General features: G+C 70.1%; 20 protein-coding genes. 10 read left to right on the forward strand and 10 right to left on the reverse strand.

Features of this window, described 5'->3' with window-relative positions; translation table 11 throughout:
* Window positions 1-20: 20 nt before the first annotated feature.
* The 3 genes from JYG32_RS19225 to JYG32_RS19235 all read right to left on the reverse strand — a co-directional run bounded on the left by JYG32_RS19225 (window position 21) and on the right by JYG32_RS19235 (window position 3,131).
* Window positions 21-677 carry a VC0807 family protein gene (locus JYG32_RS19225; protein ID WP_174380888.1) on the reverse strand — a complete coding sequence of 219 codons (657 nt, stop codon included), beginning with the start codon at window positions 675-677 and terminating at the stop codon, window positions 21-23.
* Window positions 678-977: 300 nt separating this feature from the next.
* Window positions 978-2,042: a 2,3-butanediol dehydrogenase gene (locus JYG32_RS19230; RefSeq protein WP_213267418.1), complete on the reverse strand. Its 1,065-nt coding sequence runs from the start codon at window positions 2,040-2,042 to the stop codon at window positions 978-980.
* Window positions 2,043-2,390: 348 nt separating this feature from the next.
* On the reverse strand, window positions 2,391-3,131 hold the full coding sequence (locus JYG32_RS19235) for a GNAT family N-acetyltransferase (RefSeq protein ID WP_213266569.1): 741 nt from the start codon (window positions 3,129-3,131) through the stop codon (window positions 2,391-2,393).
* Window positions 3,132-3,342: 211 nt separating this feature from the next.
* Between JYG32_RS19235 and JYG32_RS19240 the strand changes: the two genes are divergently transcribed.
* Together JYG32_RS19240 and JYG32_RS19245 are read left to right on the forward strand one after the other, a co-directional pair.
* Window positions 3,343-4,554: an MFS transporter gene (locus JYG32_RS19240; RefSeq protein WP_213266570.1), complete on the forward strand. Its 1,212-nt coding sequence runs from the start codon at window positions 3,343-3,345 to the stop codon at window positions 4,552-4,554.
* 44 nt (window positions 4,555-4,598) lie between these two features.
* Window positions 4,599-5,084 carry a DUF3331 domain-containing protein gene (locus tag JYG32_RS19245; protein ID WP_213266571.1) on the forward strand — a complete coding sequence of 162 codons (486 nt, stop codon included), beginning with the start codon at window positions 4,599-4,601 and terminating at the stop codon, window positions 5,082-5,084.
* 24 nt (window positions 5,085-5,108) lie between these two features.
* Here JYG32_RS19245 and JYG32_RS19250 read toward each other — a convergent pair whose 3' ends face one another.
* Entirely contained in the window at window positions 5,109-6,311 is a 1,203-nt protein-coding gene (locus tag JYG32_RS19250; RefSeq protein WP_213266572.1) for a GNAT family N-acetyltransferase, read from the reverse strand.
* A gap of 153 nt (window positions 6,312-6,464) precedes the next feature.
* On the opposite strand from JYG32_RS19250, the gene JYG32_RS19255 reads away from it, so the two are divergent.
* From JYG32_RS19255 to JYG32_RS19270, 4 genes are all read left to right on the forward strand, one after another.
* Window positions 6,465-7,937: a PLP-dependent aminotransferase family protein gene (locus tag JYG32_RS19255; protein ID WP_213266573.1), complete on the forward strand. Its 1,473-nt coding sequence runs from the start codon at window positions 6,465-6,467 to the stop codon at window positions 7,935-7,937.
* 214 nt (window positions 7,938-8,151) lie between these two features.
* Window positions 8,152-9,684 carry a trypsin-like peptidase domain-containing protein gene (locus JYG32_RS19260; protein ID WP_213266574.1) on the forward strand — a complete coding sequence of 511 codons (1,533 nt, stop codon included), beginning with the start codon at window positions 8,152-8,154 and terminating at the stop codon, window positions 9,682-9,684.
* A 154-nt stretch (window positions 9,685-9,838) separates the two neighbouring features.
* On the forward strand, window positions 9,839-11,125 hold the full coding sequence (locus tag JYG32_RS19265; RefSeq protein WP_249744818.1) for an MFS transporter: 1,287 nt from the start codon (window positions 9,839-9,841) through the stop codon (window positions 11,123-11,125).
* 123 nt (window positions 11,126-11,248) lie between these two features.
* Entirely contained in the window at window positions 11,249-11,788 is a 540-nt protein-coding gene (locus JYG32_RS19270; RefSeq protein WP_213266576.1) for a DUF4303 domain-containing protein, read from the forward strand.
* A 91-nt stretch (window positions 11,789-11,879) separates the two neighbouring features.
* On the opposite strand, the gene JYG32_RS19275 is transcribed toward JYG32_RS19270, so the two are convergent.
* From JYG32_RS19275 to cobA, 6 genes are all read right to left on the reverse strand, one after another.
* A complete protein-coding gene (locus JYG32_RS19275) occupies window positions 11,880-12,578 on the reverse strand; it encodes a fumarylacetoacetate hydrolase family protein (RefSeq protein WP_213266577.1) in 699 nt (232 codons plus the stop codon).
* 126 nt (window positions 12,579-12,704) lie between these two features.
* On the reverse strand, window positions 12,705-13,646 hold the full coding sequence (locus tag JYG32_RS19280; protein WP_174380897.1) for a helix-turn-helix transcriptional regulator: 942 nt from the start codon (window positions 13,644-13,646) through the stop codon (window positions 12,705-12,707).
* A gap of 82 nt (window positions 13,647-13,728) precedes the next feature.
* Entirely contained in the window at window positions 13,729-14,328 is a 600-nt protein-coding gene (locus tag JYG32_RS19285; protein ID WP_213266578.1) for a uracil-DNA glycosylase family protein, read from the reverse strand.
* A 129-nt stretch (window positions 14,329-14,457) separates the two neighbouring features.
* Complete coding sequence (locus JYG32_RS19290; protein ID WP_213266579.1) at window positions 14,458-15,510, reverse strand: CmpA/NrtA family ABC transporter substrate-binding protein; 1,053 nt, start codon at window positions 15,508-15,510, stop codon at window positions 14,458-14,460.
* Between the two features lie 7 nt (window positions 15,511-15,517).
* Window positions 15,518-16,111, reverse strand: coding sequence for an ANTAR domain-containing response regulator (locus JYG32_RS19295; RefSeq protein ID WP_174380900.1), 594 nt, complete (start codon window positions 16,109-16,111; stop codon window positions 15,518-15,520).
* Between the two features lie 120 nt (window positions 16,112-16,231).
* Window positions 16,232-16,993 (reverse strand): uroporphyrinogen-III C-methyltransferase, encoded by a 762-nt coding sequence (gene cobA / locus JYG32_RS19300; RefSeq protein ID WP_213266580.1) that lies wholly within the window; start codon window positions 16,991-16,993, stop codon window positions 16,232-16,234.
* A 639-nt stretch (window positions 16,994-17,632) separates the two neighbouring features.
* Between cobA and JYG32_RS19305 the strand changes: the two genes are divergently transcribed.
* The 4 genes from JYG32_RS19305 to JYG32_RS19320 are packed head-to-tail and all read left to right on the forward strand — an operon-like array spanning window position 17,633 to window position 26,167.
* Window positions 17,633-18,961 (forward strand): MFS transporter, encoded by a 1,329-nt coding sequence (locus JYG32_RS19305; protein WP_174380902.1) that lies wholly within the window; start codon window positions 17,633-17,635, stop codon window positions 18,959-18,961.
* Window positions 18,962-18,982: 21 nt separating this feature from the next.
* Window positions 18,983-21,580 (forward strand): nitrite reductase large subunit NirB, encoded by a 2,598-nt coding sequence (gene nirB / locus JYG32_RS19310; protein ID WP_213266581.1) that lies wholly within the window; start codon window positions 18,983-18,985, stop codon window positions 21,578-21,580.
* A 38-nt stretch (window positions 21,581-21,618) separates the two neighbouring features.
* A complete protein-coding gene (gene nirD / locus JYG32_RS19315) occupies window positions 21,619-21,963 on the forward strand; it encodes a nitrite reductase small subunit NirD (RefSeq protein ID WP_047903106.1) in 345 nt (114 codons plus the stop codon).
* Window positions 21,964-21,979: 16 nt separating this feature from the next.
* Entirely contained in the window at window positions 21,980-26,167 is a 4,188-nt protein-coding gene (locus JYG32_RS19320) for a bifunctional nitrate reductase/sulfite reductase flavoprotein subunit alpha (protein ID WP_213266582.1), read from the forward strand.
* Window positions 26,168-26,268: the final 101 nt, after the last annotated feature.

Raw genomic sequence — 26,268 nt, forward strand, 5'->3', positions numbered from 1 at the left:
CGGCGCCGGCCAGGCGGCCGTCAGCGGCCGGCGACCTCGGTCACGCCGTCGCGGGACGGGATGTCGACGCTGTTGCGCACGCGCATCCGCCGCCGGTACCAGAACGTCCACGTCAGCAGACAGCCGAACACCGTGTAGCCGATGATCGGCGACACGACCAGCACGCGCTCGACGGGCCAGGTCATGACCATCCAGCAGCGCAGCAGCATCTCCAGCGTCATGACGGCGCCCCACACGAACGTCATCAGCCGCAGCATCTGCCGAAGCCCCGGCTGTGCGGCCCAGACCGATTCGAAGTGCGCGGCGCCGCCGTCCATCTCGCGGGCCACTGTGGCGCGAGCGAGATAGAAGATCAGCGGGCGTTCGCGGAACAGCGACAGCAGGAACACGACGCCGATCGTGCCCGATGCGAGCGATTCGCGCATCAGCAGCGTGCGCGGGCTGCCGCCGAGCGCCATGCCGACGATCGACAGCGCGATCCCGAGCAGCACGATGGCCGCCACCGCGTCGACGCGGCGCGAGCGGACGAATTCGACGATCGACCAGATGATGGGGGGAACCGCCGACGCGTACAGCGCGCCGGTTTCGCCGAAATAAGGATGCGCGACCCGGTACGCAACCCAGGGCAGCAGCAGGTTGACGAAGAGTTCGAGAATCAGGCCGGCTCGCGGTTTCACGGTACGCAATTCCACGCAGGTTGGGGCGAACGCGCGGCGGGCGTGGTTGCCCCGGGTTGCCCCGAAAAGGGTTCGGTCCAGTATATCGAAGAATCGCGCCGGGCTGCGGCATCGCAACGGCTGCTTGCTCCGGCGCATTCGTCACGCATCGGCTTCGGACGTCGGCAGCGACGAGGGGGAAGGGGCGCTGGAGGGAGTCGTCGGCAGGCGGTCGCTTCGCCCGGCGAACGGGCGACGCCGACAGGCTGGGCAACCGCACGCGTGCCGCGGCCCGAATCGCTGCCGCGGCCGCGTGCGCCGTCAGGCGACGGCGGGCCGGACGATGATCTTCACGTTCCGGTCCTTGTGGTTGACCAGTTCCTCGAAGCCGTGCGCGACGATGTCGCCGAGCGCGATGCGTCCGGTGATGAGCGGCTGCACGTCGATGCGGCCGTCCGCGATGAAGCGGATCACGTCCGCGAATTCGCCGTTGTACGCGAGCGAGCCGATCACTTCCTTCTCGGTCGACACGATGTCGAAGAAATTGAACGACGTCGGCTCCTCGAAGATGCCGACCATCACCGACTTGCCGGCCTTGCGGATCACGTCGATCGCGAGCTTCGCGGTGGCCGTGTGCCCGATGCACTCGAACGACACGTCGGCGCCGTAGCCGCCGGTCAGCGCCTTGACTTCCGCGATCGCGTCGGACGTCTTCGAATCGATGACGACGCTCGCACCGACTTCCAGCGCCTTCTGCTTGCGCGCGGCCGACATTTCCAGCGCGATCACGCGTCCGGCACCCGCGGCCTTCGCGCACATGATCGTGCACAGGCCGATCGTGCCCGCGCCGACCACGACGACGGTCTGCCCGACGATGTTGCCGGCCTTCTTCACCGCATGCAGCCCGACCGCGAGCGGTTCGATCAGCGCGCCGGCTTCGGTCGGGAAGTTGTCGGGCAGCTTGTACAGCAGTTCGGCCGGCACGTTCACGTATTCGGCGAACGCGCCGTTGTTCATCAGCCCGGTGAACGCGAGGTTCTCGCAGATGTTGTACAGCCCGTGCCTGCAATACCAGCATGTGCCGCAATGCTGGCATGCGTCGGCCGTCACGCGGTCGCCGACCGCGAAGCCCGTCACGCCCGCGCCGAGTTCGGCGATCTCGCCGCTGAATTCGTGGCCGAGGATGCACTGGCCTTTCAGGCCCGTCAGCGGATGCGGCGCATCGACCGGGATGAACACGGGGCCCGCGACGTATTCGTGCAGGTCGGAGCCGCAGATGCCGCACCAGTGCACGCGTATCGTCACCCAGCCGGCCGGCGGGCGCTCCGGAACGGGAACCTCTTCGACGCTGATGTCGTGGCGGCCGCGCCAGACGGCGGCTTTCATGCTGCGGGCGGTGGTCGGTGCCGGTGTACTCACGTTGCTGTCTCCGTCAGGTTGTCGTCGGGCGCGAGGCGTCGCTGCCGGTGCGCCCGTCGCGCGATTGCGCGATCGACCGGTATGCAGGAACGGGGCCAGCGTGAATCGGTGTGGCGTGCGGCGATCGGAGAGGGTGGCCGGTGTGCAATGCACCATTTCGCTGTCTTGCGACAGAAAACGATCTGGCGGGAAGCGTGCGTGGCGTTTGCTGCGATTGCGAGGTCGCGGGCCGGGTGAGACGCTGGGACGTTCGTCTCAGCGCAATGAGACAAATCGCGAGACGAACGGCGATGGCCGGCGCGGTTCGAAGCGCGCTCAGGCGATGACTTCGTCCACCGCGACCGGCGCGAGCGGCGTGAATCCGGCGGCGCGGTACAGCGGCTGACCGGCCTCGGTCGACACGAGCCATACGCGCTGAGCGCCACGTTGGCGCGCGTGCGCGACGATTGCGGCGAGCAGTTGCATCGCGAGGCCGCGGCGCCGGTATGCGTCCGCCGTCGCGACCCGGTCGACGACGATGTCGCGCGCCGACGCGAAGCCGTAGCGCGCGGTGGCCGCAATCTGCCCGTCCAGCCGGTGCGCGAACAGGAACGCGGCCGGATTCGGCTGGAACGGCGGGAATGGGGCGCTCGCATTGAACGCGTCGATGTCGCCCGGCATGTGACAGGCGAGTGCTTGTGCGAGTGCTTCGTCGCCGGACAGCACGCCGATATCGGCGGCCATGAAATGCTCGTCCGACAGCCGGCGCGTCCTGCCTTGCAGCGCAGGTGGCAGCGGCGCGGCGCCATAGCGCGTGATCCATGCGCCGGCGGCGAATGGGCCGTCGCTGCACGCGGGCGCGCCCTCGATCATGAAATGCTCGAAAGGCCGGCCCATGCCGGCGTCGAACTGCACGACGTGGCCGTCCGGGCGGTCGAGGACCGGCGCGTCGCGGCGGTCGCGCGCGGCGCAGTATCCGGCGATGAAGGTGTTCACGGCGGCCTTGCGGTGGGGGAAGGTCGACCAGGCCAAGTCGAGCGGAAGCGTGACGTCGGGAGCGGGGGAGGCGGTCGGCATGCGTAGGTGCGCAACGTTGTCGGGGCGAAGCCGACAGCTTAGATCAGGATGCCGTCGCTGTCGTGCCGGCCCATTGCAGCGATCGGCGAAACGCAGCGTTGCGCAACTTTCCCTTTACTTGAAGTTAACTTCAATTTGTATCATGTGCGCCAGTCCGATCGCGGCCGCGTGAGACATCCCGTTGCACGCGGCGGCCCCAACGGAGGTGGAGATGACCGAATCGCCTGTCGCGGCCAATGCCGCCACGCTGCCGGCGCGCAGCTACCGGGCCGCCGTCGCGAACGTCGTGCTGGCGAGCATCGTATCGGCGTTGCACGTCGGCAAGGCGACGATCGCATTGCCGTCGCTCCAGCACGAGTTCGGCGGCTCGCTCGCGTCGCTGAGCGGGATCATGTCGGTGTTTCCGTTCGTCGGCGTGTTCGGCGGGATCGCGGCCGGCCTGCTGGTGCGCCGCTGGGGCGACCGGCTGCTGCTGATGACGGGCCTCGTGATCCTCGGCGTGTCGAGTGTCGCCGGCGCGTGGGCGGGCAGCTTCGCGCTGCTGCTGGCGACGCGCTTCGCCGAGGGGCTCGGTTTCGTGATCGTGGTCGTCGCCGCGCCGGCCGTGCTGAATCGCGTGACGCCGCCCGGGCGTCGCAACCTCGTGTTCGGCCTGTGGAGCACCTTCATGCCGGCCGGCATGGCGCTGTCGATGCTCGTCGGGCCGCTGCTCGGCGGCCGGCGCAACGGCTGGCTCGCGGCCGCGGTGCTGACGCTCGTCGCGGCCGCCGCGGTGCCTGTCACGACGTCCGCCGACTCGCCGTTGCGGCAGGCGGCTGCGACGCGCATCGGGCCCGCGCTGCGCGATGTGCTCGCGTCGCGCTCGACGACGCTGCTCGCGCTGGGCTTCGCGACCTATAACGTGCAGTTCTTCGCGGTGATGACGTTCCTGCCGGTTTTCCTGATGCAGCGCCTCGGCGTCGCGGTCGGCGCGGCGGGGCTGATCAGCGCGGCGATCGTCGCTTCGTGCGTGATCGGCAACCTGACGGCCGGCTGGCTGCTGTCGCGCGGCGCGCGGCCCGGGATCGTGATGGCCGCGACGGCGGTCGCGATCGGCGCGGCCGGCGCAGGGCTCTTCAGCGCGGCGACGCCCGCGCCGATCGCGGTCGCACTCGGTTTCGCATTCTCGGCAATGGCAGGGATGCTGCCCGCGACGATCCTCGCGTGCGCGCCGGGCTCCGCGCCGTCGCCGTCGCTGGCGCCGCTCAGCATCGGCTGGGTCGTGCAGGGCAACTATCTCGGACAGGTGATCGGGCCGCTGGCGATCGGCGGGATCGTCGGCGCGTTCGGCTGGTCGGGCGGTATCGGGTTGATGCTCGCGGCCGCCGTCGCCGGTGCGGCGATCGGCCTGTCGCTGCTGCGCGAGCCGATGGGCCGGCGCTGAGCGCGGCGCCGGTGCCGTTCAACCTGCACGTCAATCCGTCAAGCATGCCGAACACCATGGAAAGCCTGATCTGCGAAGAAGACCTGTCGAGCGAAGCGCCGTCATTTGGCGAACACGATGCGATGCCATTGCACGGCGGCGGCGTCGCGCATCCGCTCGTGACGATCGGCCGCGCGCCGGTTCCGGAGCACGCGTCGGCCGCGGCGTCGCCGTTGCGCCCGCAACTGTTCGTCACGGTGCTGGAGGCCGGCGACGACGGGTTGCTGATTCGATGGGTCGAGAGCGGTCGTTGCCATTACGGCGAGCAGCGCTGGCGCCTGCGCGTCGCGTTGCAGCCGGGCCGCTGCGCGATCTCGGGGCGGCCGATCGAGCCCGGCGAGCCGGTGTTCCGGCCGGTGCGGCGGCCCGTGCCCGCGAATGGCGACGAGATGATCTGCCCGGCGTCGGTGCCGTGTGCGGCTGGCGCGGCGCGGGCGGACGTTGCGTCCGGGAACGACACTGCGCGGGATTCGGCCGACGTGCTGGACTAGACGCCGGCCGGCCGCGGAGCCGCGTTACTTCTTCAGATCGTTCCGGTACTGGATGAACCCCGCGTTGTTCGCGAGCCTGTCGTACAGCGCGCGGGCGGTCGTGTTGGTTTCGTGCGTGAGCCAGTACACGCGGCTCGCGCCGGCTTCGCGGGCCCGTTCGTACACGGCCTCGATCAGTGCGCCGCCCGCGCCTTGCCCGCGTGCGTCGGGCGCCGTGTACAGATCCTGCAGGTAGCAGTACGGCCCTTCGGTCCAGCACGAGCGGTGGTAGATCGAATGCACGATCCCGACCAGCGTGCCCGACGCGTCGAATGCGCCGAGCACGAACATCGGCTCGGCAGGATCCATCAGGCGCGCCCACGTCGTCGCGAACACGGCGTCGCTCAGCGCGGCGTCGTAGAACTTCTGATAACCCTGCCACAGCGGGCGCCATGCGGCTTCGTCGGCGGCGGCGAGCGGACGCACCGTGACGCGCGTCGCGTCGTTCGCGCGGGCGGCCGCGTCGCGCGTGCTCGCCTGCGCGTGGCGGATCGCGGTGAGCGACCGGCGCTGCCCGCCCTGCGCGTCGAAGTTCTCCGGCGCGAGCCACGCGTCGAACGCGGCGCGCACGGCCGGCCATTCGCCGTCGATGATCGAATACCACGCGGTGTCGCGACTGCGGCCCTTGTAGACGATCGCCTGCCGGAACGTGCCTTCGTAGCGGAAGCCCAGCCGCGCGGCCGTCTTGCGCGACGGCGCGTTCAGGTCGTCGCACTTCCATTCGTAGCGCCGGTAGCCGAGCGTGTCGAACGCGTACTTCATCAGCAGGTACTGCGCTTCGGTCGAGACGGGCGTGCGCTTGAGCAGCGGCGAGAACGTGACGGAGCCGACCTCGATCACGCCGTTGGCCGGATCGATGCGCATCAGCGCGAGCGTGCCGACCGCGCGTCCCGTGGCAACGTCGATCACCGTGTAGTGCAGCGGGTCGGCGCTCGCCTGCGCGCCGCGCGCGTAGTCGCGGTAGCCCGATTCGTCGGTGTACGGACCGTGCGCGAGATAGGTCCAGTCGCTGCCGTCGGGCGCCTGCGCGTAGGCGGCATGCAGGTCGGCCGCGTGGCGCTCGGCGTCGAGCGGTTCGAGCCGGCAGTAGCGGCCTTCGAGCACGATGCGCTCGGGGCGCGGGCGCGCGGACCAGTCGGGAACGGGGTGGCCGATGGGTTGCTGGAAGGCGTTGGTGAGCGTGGACAAGGTCGATCTCGCTTCGGTTGGCGGCCGGCGACATGCCGGCATGCAGACGATCCTAGTCCTGGCGAGGTACCATGAGAAGCGCCAGAGATCGGCAAATTTATGGTGCCACGCGCCGGGCGCCGTGTTCCGACACTTTCACGTTGCGATGTTCCGATGACGACTGCCTTTCCTTCCGGCGGTGCGCCGCTGTTGCCACTCGACGCGCCGCTGGCGCGCACGCCGGGCGCGCCTTCGCTGCAGCGCCAGTTGCTGCGCCGCGTGCGCGACGCGATTCTCGGCGGCGCGATGCCGGCCGGCACGCGGCTGCCCGGCACGCGCGCGCTGGCCGAGACGCTAGGCGTGTCGCGCAACACGACGGCCGCGGTCTACGAGCAGCTCGTCGCCGAAGGCTTCCTGCAGTCGGACCGCCGCGGCACGCGCGTCGTCGGGCTGTCGCGGCCGGCGCCGCCGCGCCGGCGCGCAGCGCCGCCGGCCGTCGCGCAGCGGCTCGGCCGGATTCGCCCGAGCCTCGTCGGCAGCGGCGAATCGGAGGGTTTTCGGCCGGGCGTGCCCGCGCTGTCGCATTTTCCGGTGGACGCGTGGCGGCACGCGATCGACCGCGCGCTGCGTCGCGCCGCCCGCGACCTGCTCGCCTATGGCGATCCGCTCGGCGAGCGCGCGCTGCGCGAATCGATCGCGCGCCACCTGGCCGTGACGCGCGGTGTGCGCTGCGATCCCGAGCAGATTGTGATCACGGAAGGCGCGCAGGGCGCGATTGCGCTGTGCGCGCAGTTGCTGACGAACCCGGGCGAGACGGTATGGGTCGAGGAGCCCGGCTATCGCGGCGCACGCACCGCGATGCAGGCGGCCGACCTCGATGTCGTGCCGATGCCGGTCGATGCGGAAGGGCTGCGTGCGGAAGAGAGCGACTGGCGCGAGCGGACGCCGCGCCTCGTCTATACGACGCCGTCGAACCAGTTTCCGACCGGCGCCGTGCTGTCGATCTCGCGCCGGCTCGCGCTGATCGATGCCGCGCGCCGGCATCGCGCATGGATCATCGAGGACGACTACGACAGCGAATTCCGTCACACCGGCGAGCCGATCGGCGCGATGCACGGGCTCGCGCCCGATTCTCCGGTCGTCTATCTCGGCTCGTTCAGCAAGACGATGTTTCCGGCGCTGCGAATCGGCTTTCTCGTGCTGCCCGAGGCGCTGCTGGCCGCCGTGCGGACGGTGCTGCCGGAGATGCTGCGCGGCGGCACGCGCCACGTGCAGCTCGCGCTGGCCGATTTCATCGAAACGGGCGAATACGGCCGGCATCTCGGGCGGATGCGCCGGTTGTATCGCGACCGGCGGCGGTTGCTGCTCGCCGCGCTCGACGGCAGCCTGAGCGTGCCGCACCAGGTCGAGGGCGGGCCATGCGGATTGCATCTCGCGCTGCGGCTGCCGGCGCGCTATCGCGACCGCGCGATCGTCGACGCGGCGCGCGCGCATGGCATCGGGCCGTTTCCGCTGTCGGGTTTCTCGATCGATCCGGCATCGGCGGCCAACGGGCTCGTGCTCGGCTTCGGCAATACGTCGGCCGATGCGTTCGAGCCGATGTTGCGGACGTTGTCGGCGCTCGCGGAGCGGGTCGGCGGGGATTGAACGGTCGCCGGACTTGTGCGGATTGACGAATCGCGCACTTTGTTCGAAACGAACGCCGTCGCGGCTCCGCGGCCGCAGCACCACCCGGCATGCGGGTTTCGATTCGTATGTTCGAACAGCCGCGTGGACTATAAATGGATGCGTGTACCGGTGCTTGTCGGGTGCCTGCGCGTCTCGCGCAAGTCGATGCCGCGACTGCCGGGGGAGGTGCACCGTGGTTCGCCAGACGCTTGCTCGCGCCGTGCTTCGCACCGCGTTGATCGGGGGCGTGTTCGCCGGTTTTCTGCAACCGCCGCCAGCCGCCATTGCGGCGACCCTCGCGCCGCCCGCCACGAAGGCTCGGCCGCCCGCCGCGCCTTACGCGATGCCGGTCGACTTTCCGGCCATCGTCGATCGTTACGGACCCGCGGTCGTGACGATCATGACCGCGCTCGATCAGCAAACCGGCGGGCCGTCCTTCGCGATCCTCGATACCGACGATCCGCTCGCCGCGTTCTTCCGGCGCGGCGCGCCGACGCCCGCGCAGGGTTCGCAGGCGCCGACGCCCGACCCGGTGCTGCGCGCGGTGTCGGGCAGTGGCTCGGGCTTCATCGTCAGCGCCGACGGCCTGATCCTGACGTCCGCGCACGTGGTCGACGATGCGACCGACGTGACGGTGCGGCTCACCGACCGCCGCGAATTCAAGGCGACGGTGCTGGCCGTCGATCCGCAAAGCGACGTCGCCGTGTTGCGTGTCAATGCAACGAAGCTCCCGTTCGTGCGCGTTGGCGACTCGGCGAAGGTGCGTGCGGGCGAACCGGTGATGACGATCGGCGCGCCGGACGGATCGGGCAACACGGTCACGGCCGGCATCGTCAGCGCGACGTCGCACCGGCTGCCGGACGGCAGCGCGTTTCCGTTCTTCGAAACCGACATCGCGCCGAATCCCGACAACTCGGGCGGCCCCGTGTTCAATCGGGCGGGCGACGTGATCGGCATCGCGGTGCAGGTCTATACGGGTGCGGACCGCTACGCGAGCACGACGTTCGCGATCCCGATCGCGTTCGCGGCAAAGGTGCGCGCGCAGCTGCAGACGCAGCAGGCGCCGGCGCAGGGCGCGCCTGCCGGCAACGCGTTCGGCATCGACGTGCAGGATGTCGGCATCGGGCTGGCCGCGGCGTTCGGGCTGCCGCGTCCGGCGGGCGCGCTCGTCAACGGCGTCGCGCCCGGCTCGCCGGCCGCCGCGGCCGGCGTGAAGCCCGGCGACGTGATCGTGAAGCTGGGCGACAAGACGATCGGCCGTTCGGCCGAACTGAACGACCTGGCCGCCGCGCTGCCGCCCGGCCAGAAGGCGCCGCTGCGGCTGATCCGCAAACGCGCACCGGTGACGCTGACGATCACGGGTGCCGACGAGGCGGCCGGCAACGCCGGCACGACGGTCGGCATGGCCACGCCGAAGGCCGCTGCACGACCGGGGCCGGAGCCGGCGGCGGGTGACGGCGGCGACCGTCTCGGGCTGACGATGCATGCACTGAGCGACGACGAGCGCCGTTCGACGGGGCTCGCGGTCGGGATGATGGTGGACGCGGTGCACGGCCCGGCCGCGAATGCGGGCATCCAGCCGGGCGACGTCGTGCTGGAACTCAACGACACGCTGCTTGAGACGCCGGACGACGTGCAGTCGCTCGAAGCGAACGGCGGCAGCGTGATCGCCGTGCTGATCCAGCGCAACAACGCGCGGAAGTTCGTGTCGGTGCGCGTGCGTTAGGGCGTTGACGCGGCCGGCGTCGTCCGCCTACCATCGTCCGATATCGCTGGCGGTCAGCCACGCATTCAGGAGGCGTCACGCATGAAAGCGGCATTCTTCATCGCAGTAGTCGTACACAGGCGCAGGGTCCGGTAGCGGCACCGCGCCGGCACCCATGCGCCCCCGACTCGTTCGGGGTTTTTTTTTGCATTGCGCACGGGCATGCAGCGCGTGCGCGGAGGGCACCCGCTTGCAACCGAACCTGCCGATCGATTCCGCTGCGGCATCGCCGCGACACGCGACGCCGATCCTGCTGTGCGCGTTCTCGGTGCTGCCGCTGAGCCTGTTCCTGCCGTCGCTGCCGGCGATCGCGCGCGACCTGCGCGCCGACTATGCGCTCGTCGCGCTGTCGCTCGGCGGTTACGCGGCGGTGGCCGCGTCGCTCGAGTTCGTGATGGGGCCGCTGTCGGACCGGTTCGGGCGGCGGCCGATCGTGCTGACGAGTGTCGGCGTGTTCGCGCTCGGCTCGCTTGGTTGCGCGATGGCGACGGATATCCGCGTGTTTCTCGCGTGCCGTCTGATGCAGGCGGCGATCACGTCGGTCTATCCGGTGTCGATGGCGACGATTCGCGACGCCGGCGGCGGCAGCCGCGCGGCGAGCCGGATCGGCTATGCGGCGATGGCGGCTGCGTTCGCGCCGATGCTCGGCCCGACGCTCGGCGGTGGGCTCGACCAGACGGTGGGCTGGCGCGCGAGCTTCTGGTTGCTCGGCGCGGCCGGCGTCGCGCTGTTCGGCTGGTGCGCGTTCGATTTCGTCGAAACGCACATGAACCGGTCGTCTAGTCTCGGGCGGCAGCTTCGCGCGTATCCGGCGCTGCTCCGCGCACGCCGTTTCTGGGCCTATGCGCTTTGCATGGCGTTTTCGACGGGCTCGTTCTACGCGTTCCTGGCCGGCGCGCCGCTCGCCGCGAAAACGCTGTTCGGCATCGCGCCGGCGGAGATCGGCTTCTACATGGGGACGATCACCGCCGGTTTCGTATGCGGCAGCTTTCTGGCCGCGCGTTACGCGCGCCGCTACGCGCTGGCGACGACGATCCTGTGCGGGCGCGTCGTCGCGTGCGCGGGGCCGCTGGTCGGCCTCGCGCTGATGTTCGGCGGCGCGACGCATGCGATCGCGTGGTTCGGGCCGTGCGTGCTGGTCGGCATCGGCAACGGGCTGACCAATCCCGGCGCGCATGCCGGTGCAGTATCGGTGCGCCCGGGGCTGGCGGGCAGCGCGTCGGGGCTGGCCGGTGCGATGACGATCGCCGGCGGCGCCGCGCTGTCGTCGCTGACGGGCGCGGTGCTGACCGCCGGCAACGCGGGTTATGCGCCGCTCGCGATGATGCTGCTGTCGGCGGCGATCGCGCTGGTGGCCGCCGTCTGCGTGCGGGTGTTCGATGCGCGGGACGCCGGGCGGTGAATGCGGGTGCGGCCCGCTACCGTGTCGCGTGCGATTGGCGGACAATCCATCGAATGCCGGGAGACGAACCCTGCGCGCGCCGTATTCCCCGACGAGCGCGAAGGGCGACAGGACGAGGATGCGATGACCGACTTTTCTGATTTCCAGCGGGACATTGCCGACGCCGCAAGGGCGACATTCAACGCGTTGCGGGCATTGCACCCGGACGAGCATTTCTACGCGTTCGCGCTTTATACGGACAGCGGCGCGATGACGGTGGTGCCGGCGGCCAATTCGGTCGAAGGGCTGAGCCGGGTCCGCGCGCAACAGGCGGTCGCGGACGATGATCCGTGGTTTGCGTGGGGCTGTTCCGAATGGGCGTACGCGGCGGCGGAGGCGTCGCCGTTCAACGCGATCTGCGGCAAGCTGGCCGATGAAGTGCTGAGCCCGCAGTTTGTGCGGTCGAGGTTCGCGGAATTTTCCCGGCAGCTTCACACCGACATGATCGAGGCGTTGCGGCTGCTCGATCGCGACGGTGTGTTCGGCACGGGCGACGCAAGGGCGGCCATCACGCTGTTCGTGTCGATCAGCGACGACGACGCAGCCGAGGCACTGGAAAACGAATCGGCGAAAGCGCTGAATCCGCCGGCCGTCGTCGACAAATTCCTGCGTCGGTACGACTAAGCAACCGGAATGCCGTCGCGGCGGGCCAGCGTTGCAACGTGCAACGCACGGCGGGCGCTGCATCCGCCCGCGTGCGTGCCCCTTTGATCCGTTACGGCTTCGCGCCCACGACGAACTCGAAGGTCGCGACGCCATCGACGCCGCCCGTCACGCGGTCGCGCGGCTGCAGCGCGCCGACGCCGGCCGGCGTGCCGGTGAAGATCAGGTCGCCGGCCTTCAGTTCGACCGAACGCGACACGTACGCGATGACGTCGGGCACGGCCCAGATCATGTCGGCCAGATCGCCTTGCTGGCGCGTTTCGCCGTTGACCGCGAGCCAGATGCGGCCGGCGGCCGGGTGGCCGGTGGCCGTCGCCGCGCGCAGCGCGGTCACGGGGCCCGACGCGTCGAAGCCTTTCGCCCAGTCCCATGGACGGCTCAGCTTCTTCGCTTCGGCCTGCAGGTCGCGGCGCGTGAGGTCGACGCCGACGCCATAGCCCCATACGTGCGACAGCGCGTCGGCCGGGTCGATCGACCGGCCGTCCTTGCCGATCGCGACGACCAGCTCGATTTCATGATGGAGATCGCTCGTCAGCGGCGGATACGGGACGGTGCCGCTTGCCGGGACGATCGCGTCGGCCGGCTTCGTGAAGAAGAACGGCGGCTCGCGGTCGGGATCGGCGCCCATTTCGCGTGCATGGTCGGCATAGTTGCGGCCGACGCAGAACACGCGGCGCACCGGAAAGCGCGCGGACGACTGTTCGACTTCGACGGAAGGACGCTCGGAAGCGTCGATGACATAGGCGGACATCGGATAGCCTCGTTCGGTGGGAAGACGGATGCCGGCGCCCGGGCGGCGCACGGGCCGGCATGCGTGCAACGATACCGGACGCGCGTGCGGCCGGATGCGACGCAAATGCGTTTTACCGGGACAAAACTACGCGTCGGCGATTGTGGGTGCGTCGTCGCCGGCCGGCAAGGCGGCGTTCGCGTCGCGATACGCCTTCGGCGACACGCCGACCCGCGCGCGGAAGCGCCGCGCGAAATACCCTTCGTCGCGAAAGCCGACCGAGCGCGCGATGTCCGCGATGCGCCGGCTCGTGTGGGCCAGCAGCGATTGCGCGAGCGCGATCCGGCGCTCGGTCACGAGATCGGTGAACGTGCTGCCGGTTTCCTTGCGGACCAGGTGCGCGAGGTAGTTCGGCGACAGGAACGCGGCCTCGGCGGTCGCGGCGAGCGTCAGGTCCTCGCGGGTCAGGTTCGCCCGCACGTGACGCAGCACGCGCGCGAGCGCGTCGCGCCGGCCCGCGCGCTGGGCGCCGCGCTGCGCGAGCTTGTCGAGCGCGCCCGCGTACTGCGTGCAGACGAGCCCGATCAGTTGCAGCAGGTAGCCGCGCAGCAACGTGGTCGAGCCGAACGTGCGCACGCGATCGGTGTCGAGCATGCACAGCGCGAGGCGGCGCGCTTCGTCGTACGAGTCGCCGGTCAGGATGAAGTCGAGATGCTCCTGGAAGCGGAACGGCGTCAGCTCGGGAAAGCGGTGCGCGGGCACGTCCTCGAGATCGAGCGGATCGACGTCGAGATCGGCGCGCAGGAACGCCTGGCTGAAGTTGATGACGATGAAGTGCGCGCCTTCCGGATGCGGGATCAGGTGCTCGCGGTGCGGCAGCACGAACGCGAGCGCGCCACGCGGAAACGGCCGCGTGACGCCGCCGATCCGCTGCTCGGTGTCGCCGCCGAGATTGAACTGGATCTGGAAATACGCGTGCCGGTGCGGCTCGGTGATCGCCTGGCGCGACGCCTGGTCGCGGATGTAGAAATCGAGCCGGTCGCTGCGTTCGGGCATCCCGTACAGGCGCGGCGGGGCGGTGGATGGCATGAAGGATTCTGCGGTTCGTGACGCGGTTGAGCCGCGATGGTACAGCGAACCGGGCGCGGCCGGAATGCGCGGGGCCGCGCGATCAACCGGCAACCAGCGGCGCCACCCGGCGGCGCAGCTCGGGCACGACTTCGGCGTCGAACCACGGATGGTGCTTGAACCACGCCTGGTTGCGCGGCGAAGGATGCGGCAGCGGCAGCACATTGGGGCCGTAGTCGCGCCATGCGCGCACGGTGTCGGTCAGCGTTGCCTTGCGCGACTCGCGCAGGAAATGCCGCTGCGCATACTGGCCGATCAGCAGCGTCAGCCGGATCGACGGCAACTCGGCAACCAGCCGGTCGATCCACAGTTGCGCGCATTCGGGGCGCGGCGGGTTGTCGCCGCTTGCGCCGCGGCCCGGGTAGCAGAAGCCCATCGGCACGATCGCGAAGCGCGTCTCGTCGTAGAAGGGTTCGGCATCGACATCGAGCCAGTCGCGCAACCGCTTGCCGCTCGCGTCGTCCCACGGGATGCCGCTCGCATGGACACGCGCGCCCGGCGCCTGCCCGACGATCAGGATGCGCGCGTCGCGATGGGCGCGCACGACCGGCCGCGGGCCGAGCGGCAACTCGGCTTCGCATGCACGGCACGCGCGGATTTCGGTGAGCAGCACGTCGAGCGGCGCGCGCGTTCGTTTCGGCATCGATTCGGATCGGGGACGGAGTGGCCATGCGGTGTCGTCCGTGCCGCGCATGCCCGAAGCCGCCGGGTGGCCCGGATCGGCGTGGCGCGGCGCCGGCGCGCGCGCGCCGACTGGATCACGCGGTGCGTATCACGCCTGCGACGGGCCCGCTGCGTCGCCTTCGGCGACCGCAGCATCATACAACGCGGTTTGCGCGATCGCCGCGGCGATCGCCGCGTCGTCGTGCGGACCGTCGAGCATGCCCCAGCGCCGGTATTGCAACAGGAACCACCGGCCTTCGAGCGGATCGGGCCGGTTCACGGCGCCGCCGTCGTGGAAGCGGATCGGCAGCGGCGGCTCGGCGAACGGCCCCGCGCCGTAGTCGCCGAGCAGGCGCGGCGCGATCAGCCGGGCCGGTACGCCGAGCGCGTCGGGCGACGCGAGCCAGTCGGCCGCCTCGCGGCGGTGCGCGGCGCTGTCGAGCCACGCGCACGCATCGACGAGCGTGCGGATCAGTGCGCGCGCGGTGGCCGGATACAGCGAGACGAAGTCGCGCCGGGCCGCGAGCACCTTTTCCGGATGATCGGGCCAGATCTCGCTCGTGACCGCAACGGTGCGGCCCGCGCCGCAGGCCTCGGCCACCGCGTGCCACGGTTCGCCCGCGCAGAAGCCGTCGAGCTCGCCGTTCGCGAGCGCGGCAACCATCTCGGGCGGCGGGATCACGACGCTGCGCACGTCGCGCAGCGGATCGACGCCGTGCGATGCGAGCCAGTGGTTCAGCCACATCGCGTGCGTGCCGGTCGGGAACGTCTGCGCGAGCAGCGGCTTGCGGCCGAGCGTCGCGAGCGCGTCGCGCACGCTGCCGCTCGCGCGGTACGCGTCGGCGAGGCCGCGCGAGAACGAGATCGCCTGGCCATTGCGGTTCAGCACCATCAGCGCGGCCATATCGGCCTGCGGGCCGCCGATGCCGAGCTGCAGCCCGCAGACGAGCCCGTACAGCGCGTGCGCGGCGTCGAGTTCGCCGCTCAGCAGCTTGTCGCGCACGGCGGCCCACGACGGCTGGCGGCTCGGTTCGAGCGTGAGGCCGTGCCGCGCGCCGAGGTTCAGGCGCTGCGCGACGATCAGCGGAGCCGCGTCGCTCAGCGCGACGAACCCGAGGCGAAGATGCGCGCGTTCCGGCGCGGCGGGAGGGGACGTGTTCATGGCGTGTTCATTGGGGTGGGGCGTCGAGCAATTGCCGCGCGACGTCGACGATGCGCAGGCCCTGATCCATCGCGCGCTTGCGCAGCGCCGCATACGCGTCGTGCTCGGACAGCTTGCGCTGGTCCATCAGCACGCGTTTCGCGCGGTCGATCAGCTTGCGCTCGGAGAGTTCGCGCTCGACGTCGGCGAGCCGGCGGCGCAGCGCATCGTCGTGCGAGAAGCGCGCGAGCGCGACTTCGAGAATCGGCGCGAGGCGCTCGGCCGACAGCCCTTCGACGAGATATGCGCTGACGCCCGCGCCGACGGCCGCGCGGATCAGCGCCTGATCGGAGTCGTGACTGAACATCAGCACGGGGCGGGGCGCAGTTGCGTGCATGACTGCGAGCTGCTCGAGCGTGTCGCGCGACGGCGAATCGGTGTCGATGATCACGACGTCGGGGCGCTGCTCCTCGACGGCCGCAGGCAGGCGCGCGGGCGTCGCGACGTCGTTCAGCATCTCGTAGCCGAGCCGCGCGAGCGCGTCGCCGAGCTCGCCGATCGGCTTGTCGGTATCGGTAACGAGCAGCACGCGCAGGCGGGCGGGCGGGGCAGGCGAATTCATGAGGCAGGCAGCAGGGGCGGCGAAGCTTCGGCGCAGGGCGCGCACGATGGATGCCGGCCGCAAGCGCGGCCGGCGTCGACGGGAAGGGCATGCGGCTGAAGCCGCTCGAGGTCGCGCATGCTAGGCGGCCCGGGAAAGCGCCGTTTCGCCGGCGGTGTCCGCGCACTGCACGGCGGCTTCGCCGATTGCTCCGCCGACGAGAATCACGGCCGGGCTGCCGAGCCGCGCTTCGTCGATGCCGCGCGCGAGATGGCCGAGCGTGCCGGTCCAGCGGCGTTCGTCGGGCGTGCCTGCCCATTGTACGGCCGCGGCCGGCGTCGAGGCCGGCAGCACGGCGAGCAGGCCCGCCGCAATGCTGTCGACGCGGCTCATCCCCATGTAGATCGCGAGCGTGGTGCCGGCTGCCGCGAGTCGCGCCCAGTCGGGTTCGCCGTGGTCCTGGCGGTGCGCGGTGACGAACGTGACGCCCTGGCAGTGCTCGCGGTGCGTGAGCGAGATGCCGAGGCTCGCGGCGGCCGCGAATCCCGACGAAATGCCGTTGACAATCTCGACCGGAATCGCGGCGGCGCGCAGCGTCGCGAGTTCTTCGCCGGCGCGCCCGAACAGCAGCGCGTCGCCGCCCTTTACGCGCACCACGTGCGCGCCGCGCAGCGCGTAACGGCGCATCAGCCGCTCGATGAACGCCTGCGGCGTGGAGCGGCAGCCGCCGCGCTTGCCGACGCGGATCACGCGTGCCTGCGGCGCGAGTTCGACGATGCCGGGCGCGACGAGATCGTCGAGCAGCAGCACGTCGGCGGCGGCCAGCGCTTTCACGGCCTTCAGCGTGAGGAGATCGGGATCGCCGGGGCCGGCGCCCAGCAGCGTGACTTTGCCAGTCGTCATGTCGTGTTCCATTGCCGCGTGCGTGCGGCCGTCGATAGCGCGTTTCTGCGCGGCGGCGGCGGGCGGTCGAAACAGTCCGGCATCCAGCCGTGCCGCGCACGGGGGACGTCGTTGTCCTGGGGGGCCCGCCGTGATCGACGGGCATGGTTTGCGGGGACAGCCCACCGGCGCCGTTGCCGGTGTGATGCATGAAGTTCAGCAATATCCGGGCCAACCGGTGCAAAGCGCGGCGGGAGCGTGGCCTGACGGCCGCGCGCATGCATGCGGACGCAGCGCGCGGAGAGACGCAATGCCGCATCGGCATGCATCGTGCCCCGTCAGCGCGCACCGCGATGTCGCACGGCGACAGTGCTGCAGCGCACCACATCTGTGCCTGGCTGCTTCACGGCGCATCGTGCGCCATGTGTCCCGGCGCACCGCGCACTGCCCATCGAGCCTTGCACGGCGGGGCCGCAGGCGCGATTCGGGCCGACATGGCACGGCGTTTGCGTTAGCTGGTTCGGACGCATCAATGGCGATTCGTCCGCAGTACCGATTACAGACGCGCCCGGCAACGGGCTTCATGGGCAACGGCGTCCTACGCATCGGGTCTCGACGAGACCGGGTGCGCAGGACGCCGTTTTTCGTTTGGCGGATGACATGACCGACAAAGCTACCCGTATCGATCTCTTCAGCCTCCGCACCGCGCCGATGCGCGCGTTCCACCTGACGTGGATGGCGTTTTTCGTGTGCTTCTTCGCGTGGTTTGCATGCGCGCCGCTGATGCCGCTCATCGCACGCGAATTTCATCTGACGGCGGCACAGGTCGCCAACATCAACATCGCCGCGGTGGTCGCGACGATCGCCGTGCGGCTGCTCGTCGGCCCGCTGTGCGACCGCTTCGGCCCGCGCCGCGTGTATGTCGGCCTGCTGCTGCTCGGCGCGATCCCCGTGTTCGCCGTGTCGTTCACGCACGACTACCTGTCGTTCCTGATCTGCCGGCTCGGCATCGGCGCGATCGGCGCGGGTTTCGTGATCACGCAGTACCACACGTCGGTGATGTTCGCGCCGAACGTGGTCGGCACCGCGAACGCGACGACGGCCGGCTGGGGCAATGCGGGTGCCGGCGCGACGCAGGCGCTGATGCCGCTGCTCGTCGCCGCCGGCCTGATGCTCGGCTTCGGCGAAGACTCGTCGTGGCGCGTCGCGCTGGTCGTGCCGGGCGTCGCGATGCTCGCGATGGCCTGGGCGTACTGGCGCTTCACGCAGGATTGCCCGCAAGGCGACTTCGTCGCGCTGCGCAAGGAAGGCGTGACGGTCGACAGCGGCAAGAAGGGCGGCTGGGCGAGCTTCGTCGCCGCGTGCGGCAACTATCGCGTGTGGATGCTGTTCGTCACGTACGGCGCGTGCTTCGGCGTCGAGGTGTTCATCCACAACATCGCCGCGCTGTACTACGTCGATCACTTCCAGTTGTCGCTGAAGGATGCAGGCCTCGCGGCCGGCATGTTCGGGCTGCTCGCGCTGTTCGCCCGCGCACTCGGCGGCTGGCTGTCCGACAGGATCGCCGCGCGCCGCACGCTCGACGTGCGCGCGATGCTGCTGTGCGCGCTGATCGTCGGCGAAGGGCTCGGGCTGATCTGGTTCTCGCATGCGCAAAGCGTTGGCATCGCACTCGTCGCGATGCTGGCCTTCGGCCTGTTCACGCACATGGCCTGCGGCGCGACCTACGCGCTGGTGCCGTTCATCGACCGCAAGGCGCTCGGCGGCGTGGCGGGGATCGTCGGCGCGGGCGGCAACGTCGGCGCCGTCGCCGCGGCCTTCCTGCTGAAGGGCGTCGGCGACGTGCAGCACACGCTGAGCCTGCTCGGGCTCGCCGTCACCGCGACCGCGCTGTGCGCGATGGCCGTGCGCTTCACCGAAGAACACAAGGCACGCGAGGCCGAGCTGCGCGACCGTGCTCTGGCCGCCGCCGCCAACGCCGCCAACTGATCGAGCGAAGGAAACGTCATCATGAAACTCATCGTCATCGGTCACGGGATGGTCGGCCACAAGCTGCTCGAATGCGTCGCGGCGGAAGCGGGCGCGGCGGCGGCGCTGCAGGTCACCGTGCTCGGCGAGGAACCGCGCCCGGCCTACGATCGCGTGCACCTGTCCGAATTCTTCGCGGGCAAGTCGGCGGACGACCTGTCGCTCGTCGAACCCGGTTTCTTCGAGCGTCATCCGCAATTCGACCTGCGCCTGAACGCGCGCGTCGCATCGATCGACCGCGCCGCGCATACGGTCACGCTCGCGTCGGGCGAAACGCTCGTGTACGACAAGCTGGTGCTCGCGACGGGCTCGCGCCCGTTCGTGCCGCCGATGCCGGGGCACGATCGCGCGGGCTGCTTCGTGTACCGGACGATCGAGGATCTCGAAGCGATGCAGGCGTGCGGCACGCACGCGAAGCGCGGCGTCGTGGTCGGCGGCGGGTTGCTCGGCCTCGAATGCGCGAAGGCGCTGCGCGACATGGGGCTCGACACGCACGTCGTCGAATTCGCGCCGCGCCTGATGGCCGTGCAGGTCGACGACGGCGGCGGCCGGATGCTGCGCGCGAAGATCGAGGCGCTCGGCGTGACCGTGCATACGGGCAAGAACACGCTCGAGATCGTCGACGGCGAAGCGGGCACGCACCGGATGGCGTTCGCCGACGGCACGCATCTCGATGCCGACATGATCGTGTTCTCGGCCGGCATCCGCGCGCGCGACGAGCTGGCACGCGCATGCGGGCTCGACATCGGCCCGCGCGGCGGCGTCGCGATCGACGACGCATGCCGCACGAGCGACGCCGACATCTACGCGATCGGCGAATGCGCGGCATGGAACGGCATGGTGTACGGCCTCGTCGCACCCGGCTACGACATGGCGCGCGTGGTCGCGAAGCAGCTCGCAGGCAGCGCTGACGGCACGGGCGCGGCTGCGTTCGCGGGCGCCGACATGAGCACGAAGCTGAAGCTGATGGGCGTCGACGTCGCGAGCATCGGCGACGCGCACGGCACGACGGCCGGCAGCCGCACGTACCAGTACGCGGACGAGCGCCGCCAGGTCTACAAGAAGCTCGTGGTGTCCGACTGCGGCAAGTTCCTGCACGGCGCGGTGATGGTCGGCGACGCAGCCGAATACGGCACGCTGCTGCAAATGATGCTGAACCGCATCGAGCTGCCCGAGTCGCCGGAATTCCTGATCCTGCCGTCGTCGGACGGTGTCGCGAAGCCGGCGATCGGCGTCGACGCGCTGCCTGCGGCCGCGCAGATCTGCTCGTGCAACAACGTGTCGAAGTCGCAGATCTGCACGGCGGTCGCGGACGGTGCGACCAGCCTCGGCGCGCTGAAGTCGTGCACGGGCGCCGGCACGTCGTGCGGCGGCTGCGTGCCGCTCGTCACGCAGATCATGAAGGCCGAGATGAAGAAGCAGGGCCTCGCGGTCAACAATCATCTGTGCGAGCACTTCCCGCATTCGCGCCAGGAGCTGTTCCACCTGATCCGCGTCGAGCGCATCACGACGTTCGACGAACTGCTCGCGAAGCACGGCCACGGGCTCGGCTGCGACGTGTGCAAGCCGGCGATCGCGGGCATCCTCGCGTCGTGCTTCAACGAGTTCGTGCTGAAGAAGGAACACGCGGGGCTGCAGGATTCGAACGACTACTACCTCGCGAACATCCAGCGCGACGGCACGTACTCGGTCGTGCCGCGCATGCCGGGCGGCGAAGTCACGCCGGAAGGGCTGATCGCGGTCGGCCAGGTCGCGCGGAAGTACGGGCTCTACACGAAGATCACGGGCGGCCAGCGCGTCGACCTGTTCGGCGCGCGGGTCGAGCAGTTGCCGTCGATCTGGGAAGAGCTGATCGCGGCCGGCTTCGAATCGGGGCATGCATACGGCAAGGCGCTGCGCACCGTGAAGTCGTGCGTCGGCTCGACGTGGTGCCGCTACGGCGTCGACGATTCGGTCGGCCTCGCGATCGACCTCGAGAACCGCTACAAGGGCCTGCGCGCGCCGCACAAGATCAAGTTCGGCGTGTCGGGCTGCACGCGCGAGTGCGCGGAAGCGCAGGGCAAGGACGTCGGGATCATCGCGACCGAGAAGGGCTGGAACCTGTACGTGTGCGGCAACGGCGGGATGAAGCCGCGCCACGCGGAACTGCTCGCGTCCGATCTCGACCGCGACACGCTGGTCCGCTACATCGACCGCTTCCTGATGTTCTACGTGCGCACCGCCGACCGGCTGCAGCGCACGAGCGTGTGGCGCGACAACCTCGAAGGCGGCCTCGACTACCTGACCGACGTCGTCGTGCACGACAAGCTGGGGATCGCGGCCGAGCTCGAAGCCGACATGCAGCACGTGGTCGACACCTACGAGTGCGAATGGAAGAAGGCCGTCACCGATCCCGACACGCGCAAGCGTTTCCGCCACTTCGTGAACAGCGACGCGCCGGACGCGAACATCGCGTTCGTCGAGACGCGCGGCCAGATCCGTCCCGCGACGCCCGACGAGCGCGTGCGCGGCAAGCCCGTGACGATTCCCGTCGTCGCCGAAAGCGCGACGCAGGCCGTGACCGAATCCGCAACCGTTTGACCCTGACCGACACCAGCGTCTTTTCCAAGGAGCCCATCATGAACGATCGTCTTCCGCTGTCCTGGACCCGCGTGTGCCCGCTCGACGACATCGTGCCGAACACCGGCGTGTGCGCGCTCGTCAACGGCGAGCAGGTCGCGGTGTTTCACGTCGCGCACGCCGACGGCGGCGTGTTCGCGATCGACAACGTCGATCCGGTATCGCAGGCGGCCGTGATGTCGCGCGGGCTGATCGGCAGTCTCGGCGAGCGCGTCGTCGTCGCGTCGCCGCTGTACAAGCAGCATTTCGACCTGCGCACCGGCGAATGCCTCGAAGCGCCCGAGCAGTCGGTGAGCGCGTATCCGTCGCGGGTCGAGGACGGCTTCGTGTGGATCGCGGCCTGACGAGCCCGGAGCGCGCATGACCGCCACCCCCGTCAAGAGCGTGTGCCCGTACTGCGGCGTCGGCTGCGGGATGGTGCTGCATGTCGAGGATGGCGAAGTCGTCAAGGTATCCGGCGACGCCGACCATCCGACCAACTTCGGGCGGCTGTGCACGAAGGGTTCGTCGGCGCACGTCGCGCTGCGTCGCTCGGGGCGGCTCGACCGCGCATTCGTGCGCCGCGCGCGCGAGGACGACCTCGTGCCGCTGCCGGCCCGCGACGCGATCGCCGAAACGGCGCGCCGCCTGCGCGCGGTGCTCGACGCGTACGGTCCCGACGCGCTGTCGTTCTACGTGTCGGGGCAGATGTCGATCGAGGCGCAATACCTCGTCAACAAGCTCGCGAAGGGCTTCGTCGGCACCAACAACATCGAATCGAACTCGCGCCTCTGCATGGCGAGCGCGAGCACCGGCTACAAGCAGTCGCTCGGCGCGGACGGCCCGCCCGGGTCGTACCAGGACTTCGATCGCGCGAACCTGTTCTTCGTGACCGGTGCGAACATGGCCGACTGCCATCCGATCCTGTTCCTGCGGATGATGGATCGCGTGAAGGCCGGCGCGAAGCTGATCGTCGTCGACCCGCGCCGCACCGGCACGGCCGACAAGGCCGACCTGTTCCTGCAGATCCGGCCCGGCACCGATCTCGCGCTGACGAACGGGCTGCTGCACCTGCTGCATGCGAACGGCCGCACCGACGGCGCGTTCATCGACGCGTACACCGAAGGCTGGGACGCGATGCCAGCGTTCCTCGCCGACTACACGCCCGAGCGCGTCGCGGAAATCACCGGGCTCGCGGAAGCCGACCTGCGCACGGCCGCGCAATGGATCGGCGACGCGCAGGAGTGGATGAGTTGCTGGACGATGGGGCTCAACCAGAGCACGCACGGCGTGTGGAATACCAACGCGATCTGCAACCTGCACCTTGCGACCGGCCGCATTTGCCGCCCCGGCAGCGGGCCGTTCTCGCTGACCGGCCAGCCGAACGCGATGGGCGGGCGCGAGATGGGCTACATGGGGCCGGGGCTGCCGGGCCAGCGCTCGGTGCTGTCCGACGACGACCGGCGCTTCGTCGAGAACCTGTGGCGCGTGCCGGCCGGCACGCTGCGCAAGGAGACGGGGCAAGGGACGGTCGACCTGTTCTCGCGGATGGCGGCCGGCGACATCAAGGCGTGCTGGATCGTCTGCACGAACCCGGTCGCGACCGTGCCGAACCGGCAGAACGTGATCGCCGGGCTGCAGGCCGCGGAGCTCGTGATCGCACAGGACGCGTTCCTCGATACCGAGACCAACCGCTACGCGGACATCCTGCTGCCGGGCGCGCTGTGGGCCGAGGGCGACGGCGTGATGACCAACTCCGAGCGCAACATGACGCTGATGCGCGCGGCGGTCGCGCCGCCCGGCGACGCGCTGCCCGACTGGCGCATCGTCGCGGAAGTCGCGCGCGCGATGGGCTACGGCGAGGCGTTCGACTATGCGTCGGCGGCCGACGTGTTCGACGAGATCGTCCGTTTCTCGAATCCGGCGACGGGCTACGACCTGCGCGGCGCGAGCCATGCGGCGCTGCGCGACGGCCCGGTGCAATGGCCGGTCGCGCCGGGCACCGCGCGCGAGCGGCACCCGATCCGCTACCTGAACGACGGCGTGAGCCAGACGCTGCGCACGACGGCCGACGAGAGCGATGCGCCGCATCTCGCGTTCCCGACACCGTCGGGCAAGGCGCGCTTTTTCGCACGGCCGCACGTCGATCCGGCCGAGCTGCCCGACGACACGTTCCCGATCGTGCTGAACACCGGGCGGCTGCAGCATCAATGGCACACGATGACGAAGACGGGCAAGGTCGCGATGCTGAACAAGCTCAACCCGCGCCCGTTCGTCGAGCTTCACCCGGACGATGCGAGCGCGCTCGGCATCGCGGCGAAGGACAGCGTCGAGATCCGTTCGGCGCGCGGCCGCGCGGTGCTGCCGGCCGTCGTGACCGAGCGCGTGCAGCGCGGCAACTGCTTCGCGCCGATGCACTGGAACGACGTGTACGGCGACGACCTGTGCATCAACGCGGTGACGAACGACGCGATCGATGCCGAATCTCAGCAGCCCGAACTGAAATACTGCGCGGTCGCGCTGCGGCGCGTCGAGACCGACGCGTTCGCGTCCGCCGACGACGAGACGGCGCAACCCGATGCATGTGCCGACGACGCGCGGCCCGCTTCGGCGATGGTGCAGGCCACTGCTTCACAGGAATCCGACATGGCAGACATCGATGCTTTCGCGGCCGCGCTCGGCGTGACCGACCTCGCGCCGCCGCCGTTGACCGACACCGAACGGCTGTACGTAGCCGGCCTCGTCAGCGGGCTGAAGGCGAGCGCCGGCCGGCGCGAGGGCAGCGTGCCGGTCCTGCCGGCCGGCGCGCCGCTCACGCCGCCGGTGCGGTTCTGGCTCGACGGGATGCTCGCGGGCCTGTTCAGCCGTTCGCTGCCTGCGAGTTCGCAGGTTGCCGTTGCATCGGCATTGCCGGCCGATGCCGCCGCGCCCGGCGGCGTGCGGATCGTGCGTACGCGCCCGAAGGTCGTGCTGTTGTGGGCATCGCAGACTGGCAACATCGAATCGCTGACCGAGGATTACGCGACGAAGCTGATGAATGCGGGCTTCGAGATCCGCACCGCGTGCATGTCCGACTATCCGGTCGCGTCGCTCGCGGGCGCGCAATACGTGCTGCTGATGACCAGCACGTTCGGCGACGGCGATGCGCCCGACAACGGCAGCGAGTTCTGGGACGCGCTGCAGGCCGGCAGCGCCGCGCGCCTCGACGGCGTGCACTTCGCGGTGCTCGCGTTCGGCGATCGCAACTACGACCAGTTTTGCGGCCACGGCCGCCGGCTCGATGCGCGGCTCGCGGAACTCGGCGCGGCACGCCTGTGCGCGCGCGTCGATTGCGACGTCGAATTCCAGAACGATGCCGACCAGTGGCTCGAACGCGTCGTCGCGCGGATCAAGGAGGCGGACGCCGCGCTGCACGCGGTGCCGTCCGGCGGCATGAGCCCGTCGGGGCTGCTGCCGTCGAAGGCGCATCCGGCGCCGTCGAAGCTCGTCGCCAACCTGCGGCTCAATCGCCCGGGCGCCGCGAAGGACACGCGCTATGTGTCGTTGTCGACCGAAGGCGCGAACCTCGAATACGAAACCGGCGATGCGCTCGGCGTATGGCCGACCAACTGTCCGGAGCTGGTCGACGAACTGCTGTCCGTCACCGCACTGAAGGCCGATGCGCCCGTGTCGGTGGCGGGCGTCGGCGACGTGCGTCTCGGCGAAGCGCTCGCGCGCCACTTCGACATCACGCGCCCGCATCCGGACACGCTTGCCTTCATCGCGTCGCGCAGCGCAAACGGCGCGCTGAAGTCGCTGCTCGGCGACGACCGCAAGGGCGACCTGAAGCAATGGTTGTGGGGGCAACAGCTTGCGGACGTGCTGCACGAGTTCCCGGTCGACATGTCGGGCACGGAGCTGGTCGGGATGCTGAAGCGGCTGCAGCCGCGCCTCTATTCGATCGCGTCGAGCCCGAGCGCGCACCAGGGCGAGATCCACCTGACCGTGTCGGCCGTGCGCTATCACAACGGCCGGCGCGCGCGCAAAGGCGTCGCGTCGACGTTCCTCGCCGATCGCGCGGACGACGGCCGCGTGCCCGTGTTCGTGCAGAAGTCCGCGCATTTTCGGCCGCCGGTGAACGGCGACGTGCCGATCGTGATGGTCGGCCCCGGCACGGGCGTCGCACCGTTCCGCGGCTTCCTGCACGAGCGGCAGGCGCGCGGCGCGCGCGGGCGCAACTGGCTGTTCTTCGGCGAGCAGCACGCGCAGACCGACTTCTACTACGGCGACGAACTGGGCGCGATGCACGACAGCGGCTTCCTGACGCGGCTCGATCTCGCGTTCTCGCGCGACCAGGCCGACAAGATCTACGTGCAGGACCGGATGCGCGAGCAGGGCGCCGAGTTGTTCGCGTGGCTGGAGGAAGGCGCGCACTTCTACGTGTGCGGCGATGCGGCGCGGATGGCCAAGGATGTCGATACGACGCTGAAGGCGGTCGTCGCCGAGCACGGCGGGATGTCGGACGACGACGCGAACGATTACGTCGCGCGGCTCGCGAAGGCGCGGCGCTACATGCGGGACGTGTATTGAACGCAGGCGGAGCGGCCTGACGCGGCCCTGCCGGCTTGCCGGCCTGGCACGGTGGCCGGCACGCCGGCAGCGGTCCGGGCTGCCGGCATGGCCGTCGACGG

It is taken from the genome of Burkholderia pyrrocinia, from assembly GCF_018417535.1.
GTDB lineage: Bacteria > Pseudomonadota > Gammaproteobacteria > Burkholderiales > Burkholderiaceae > Burkholderia > Burkholderia pyrrocinia_E.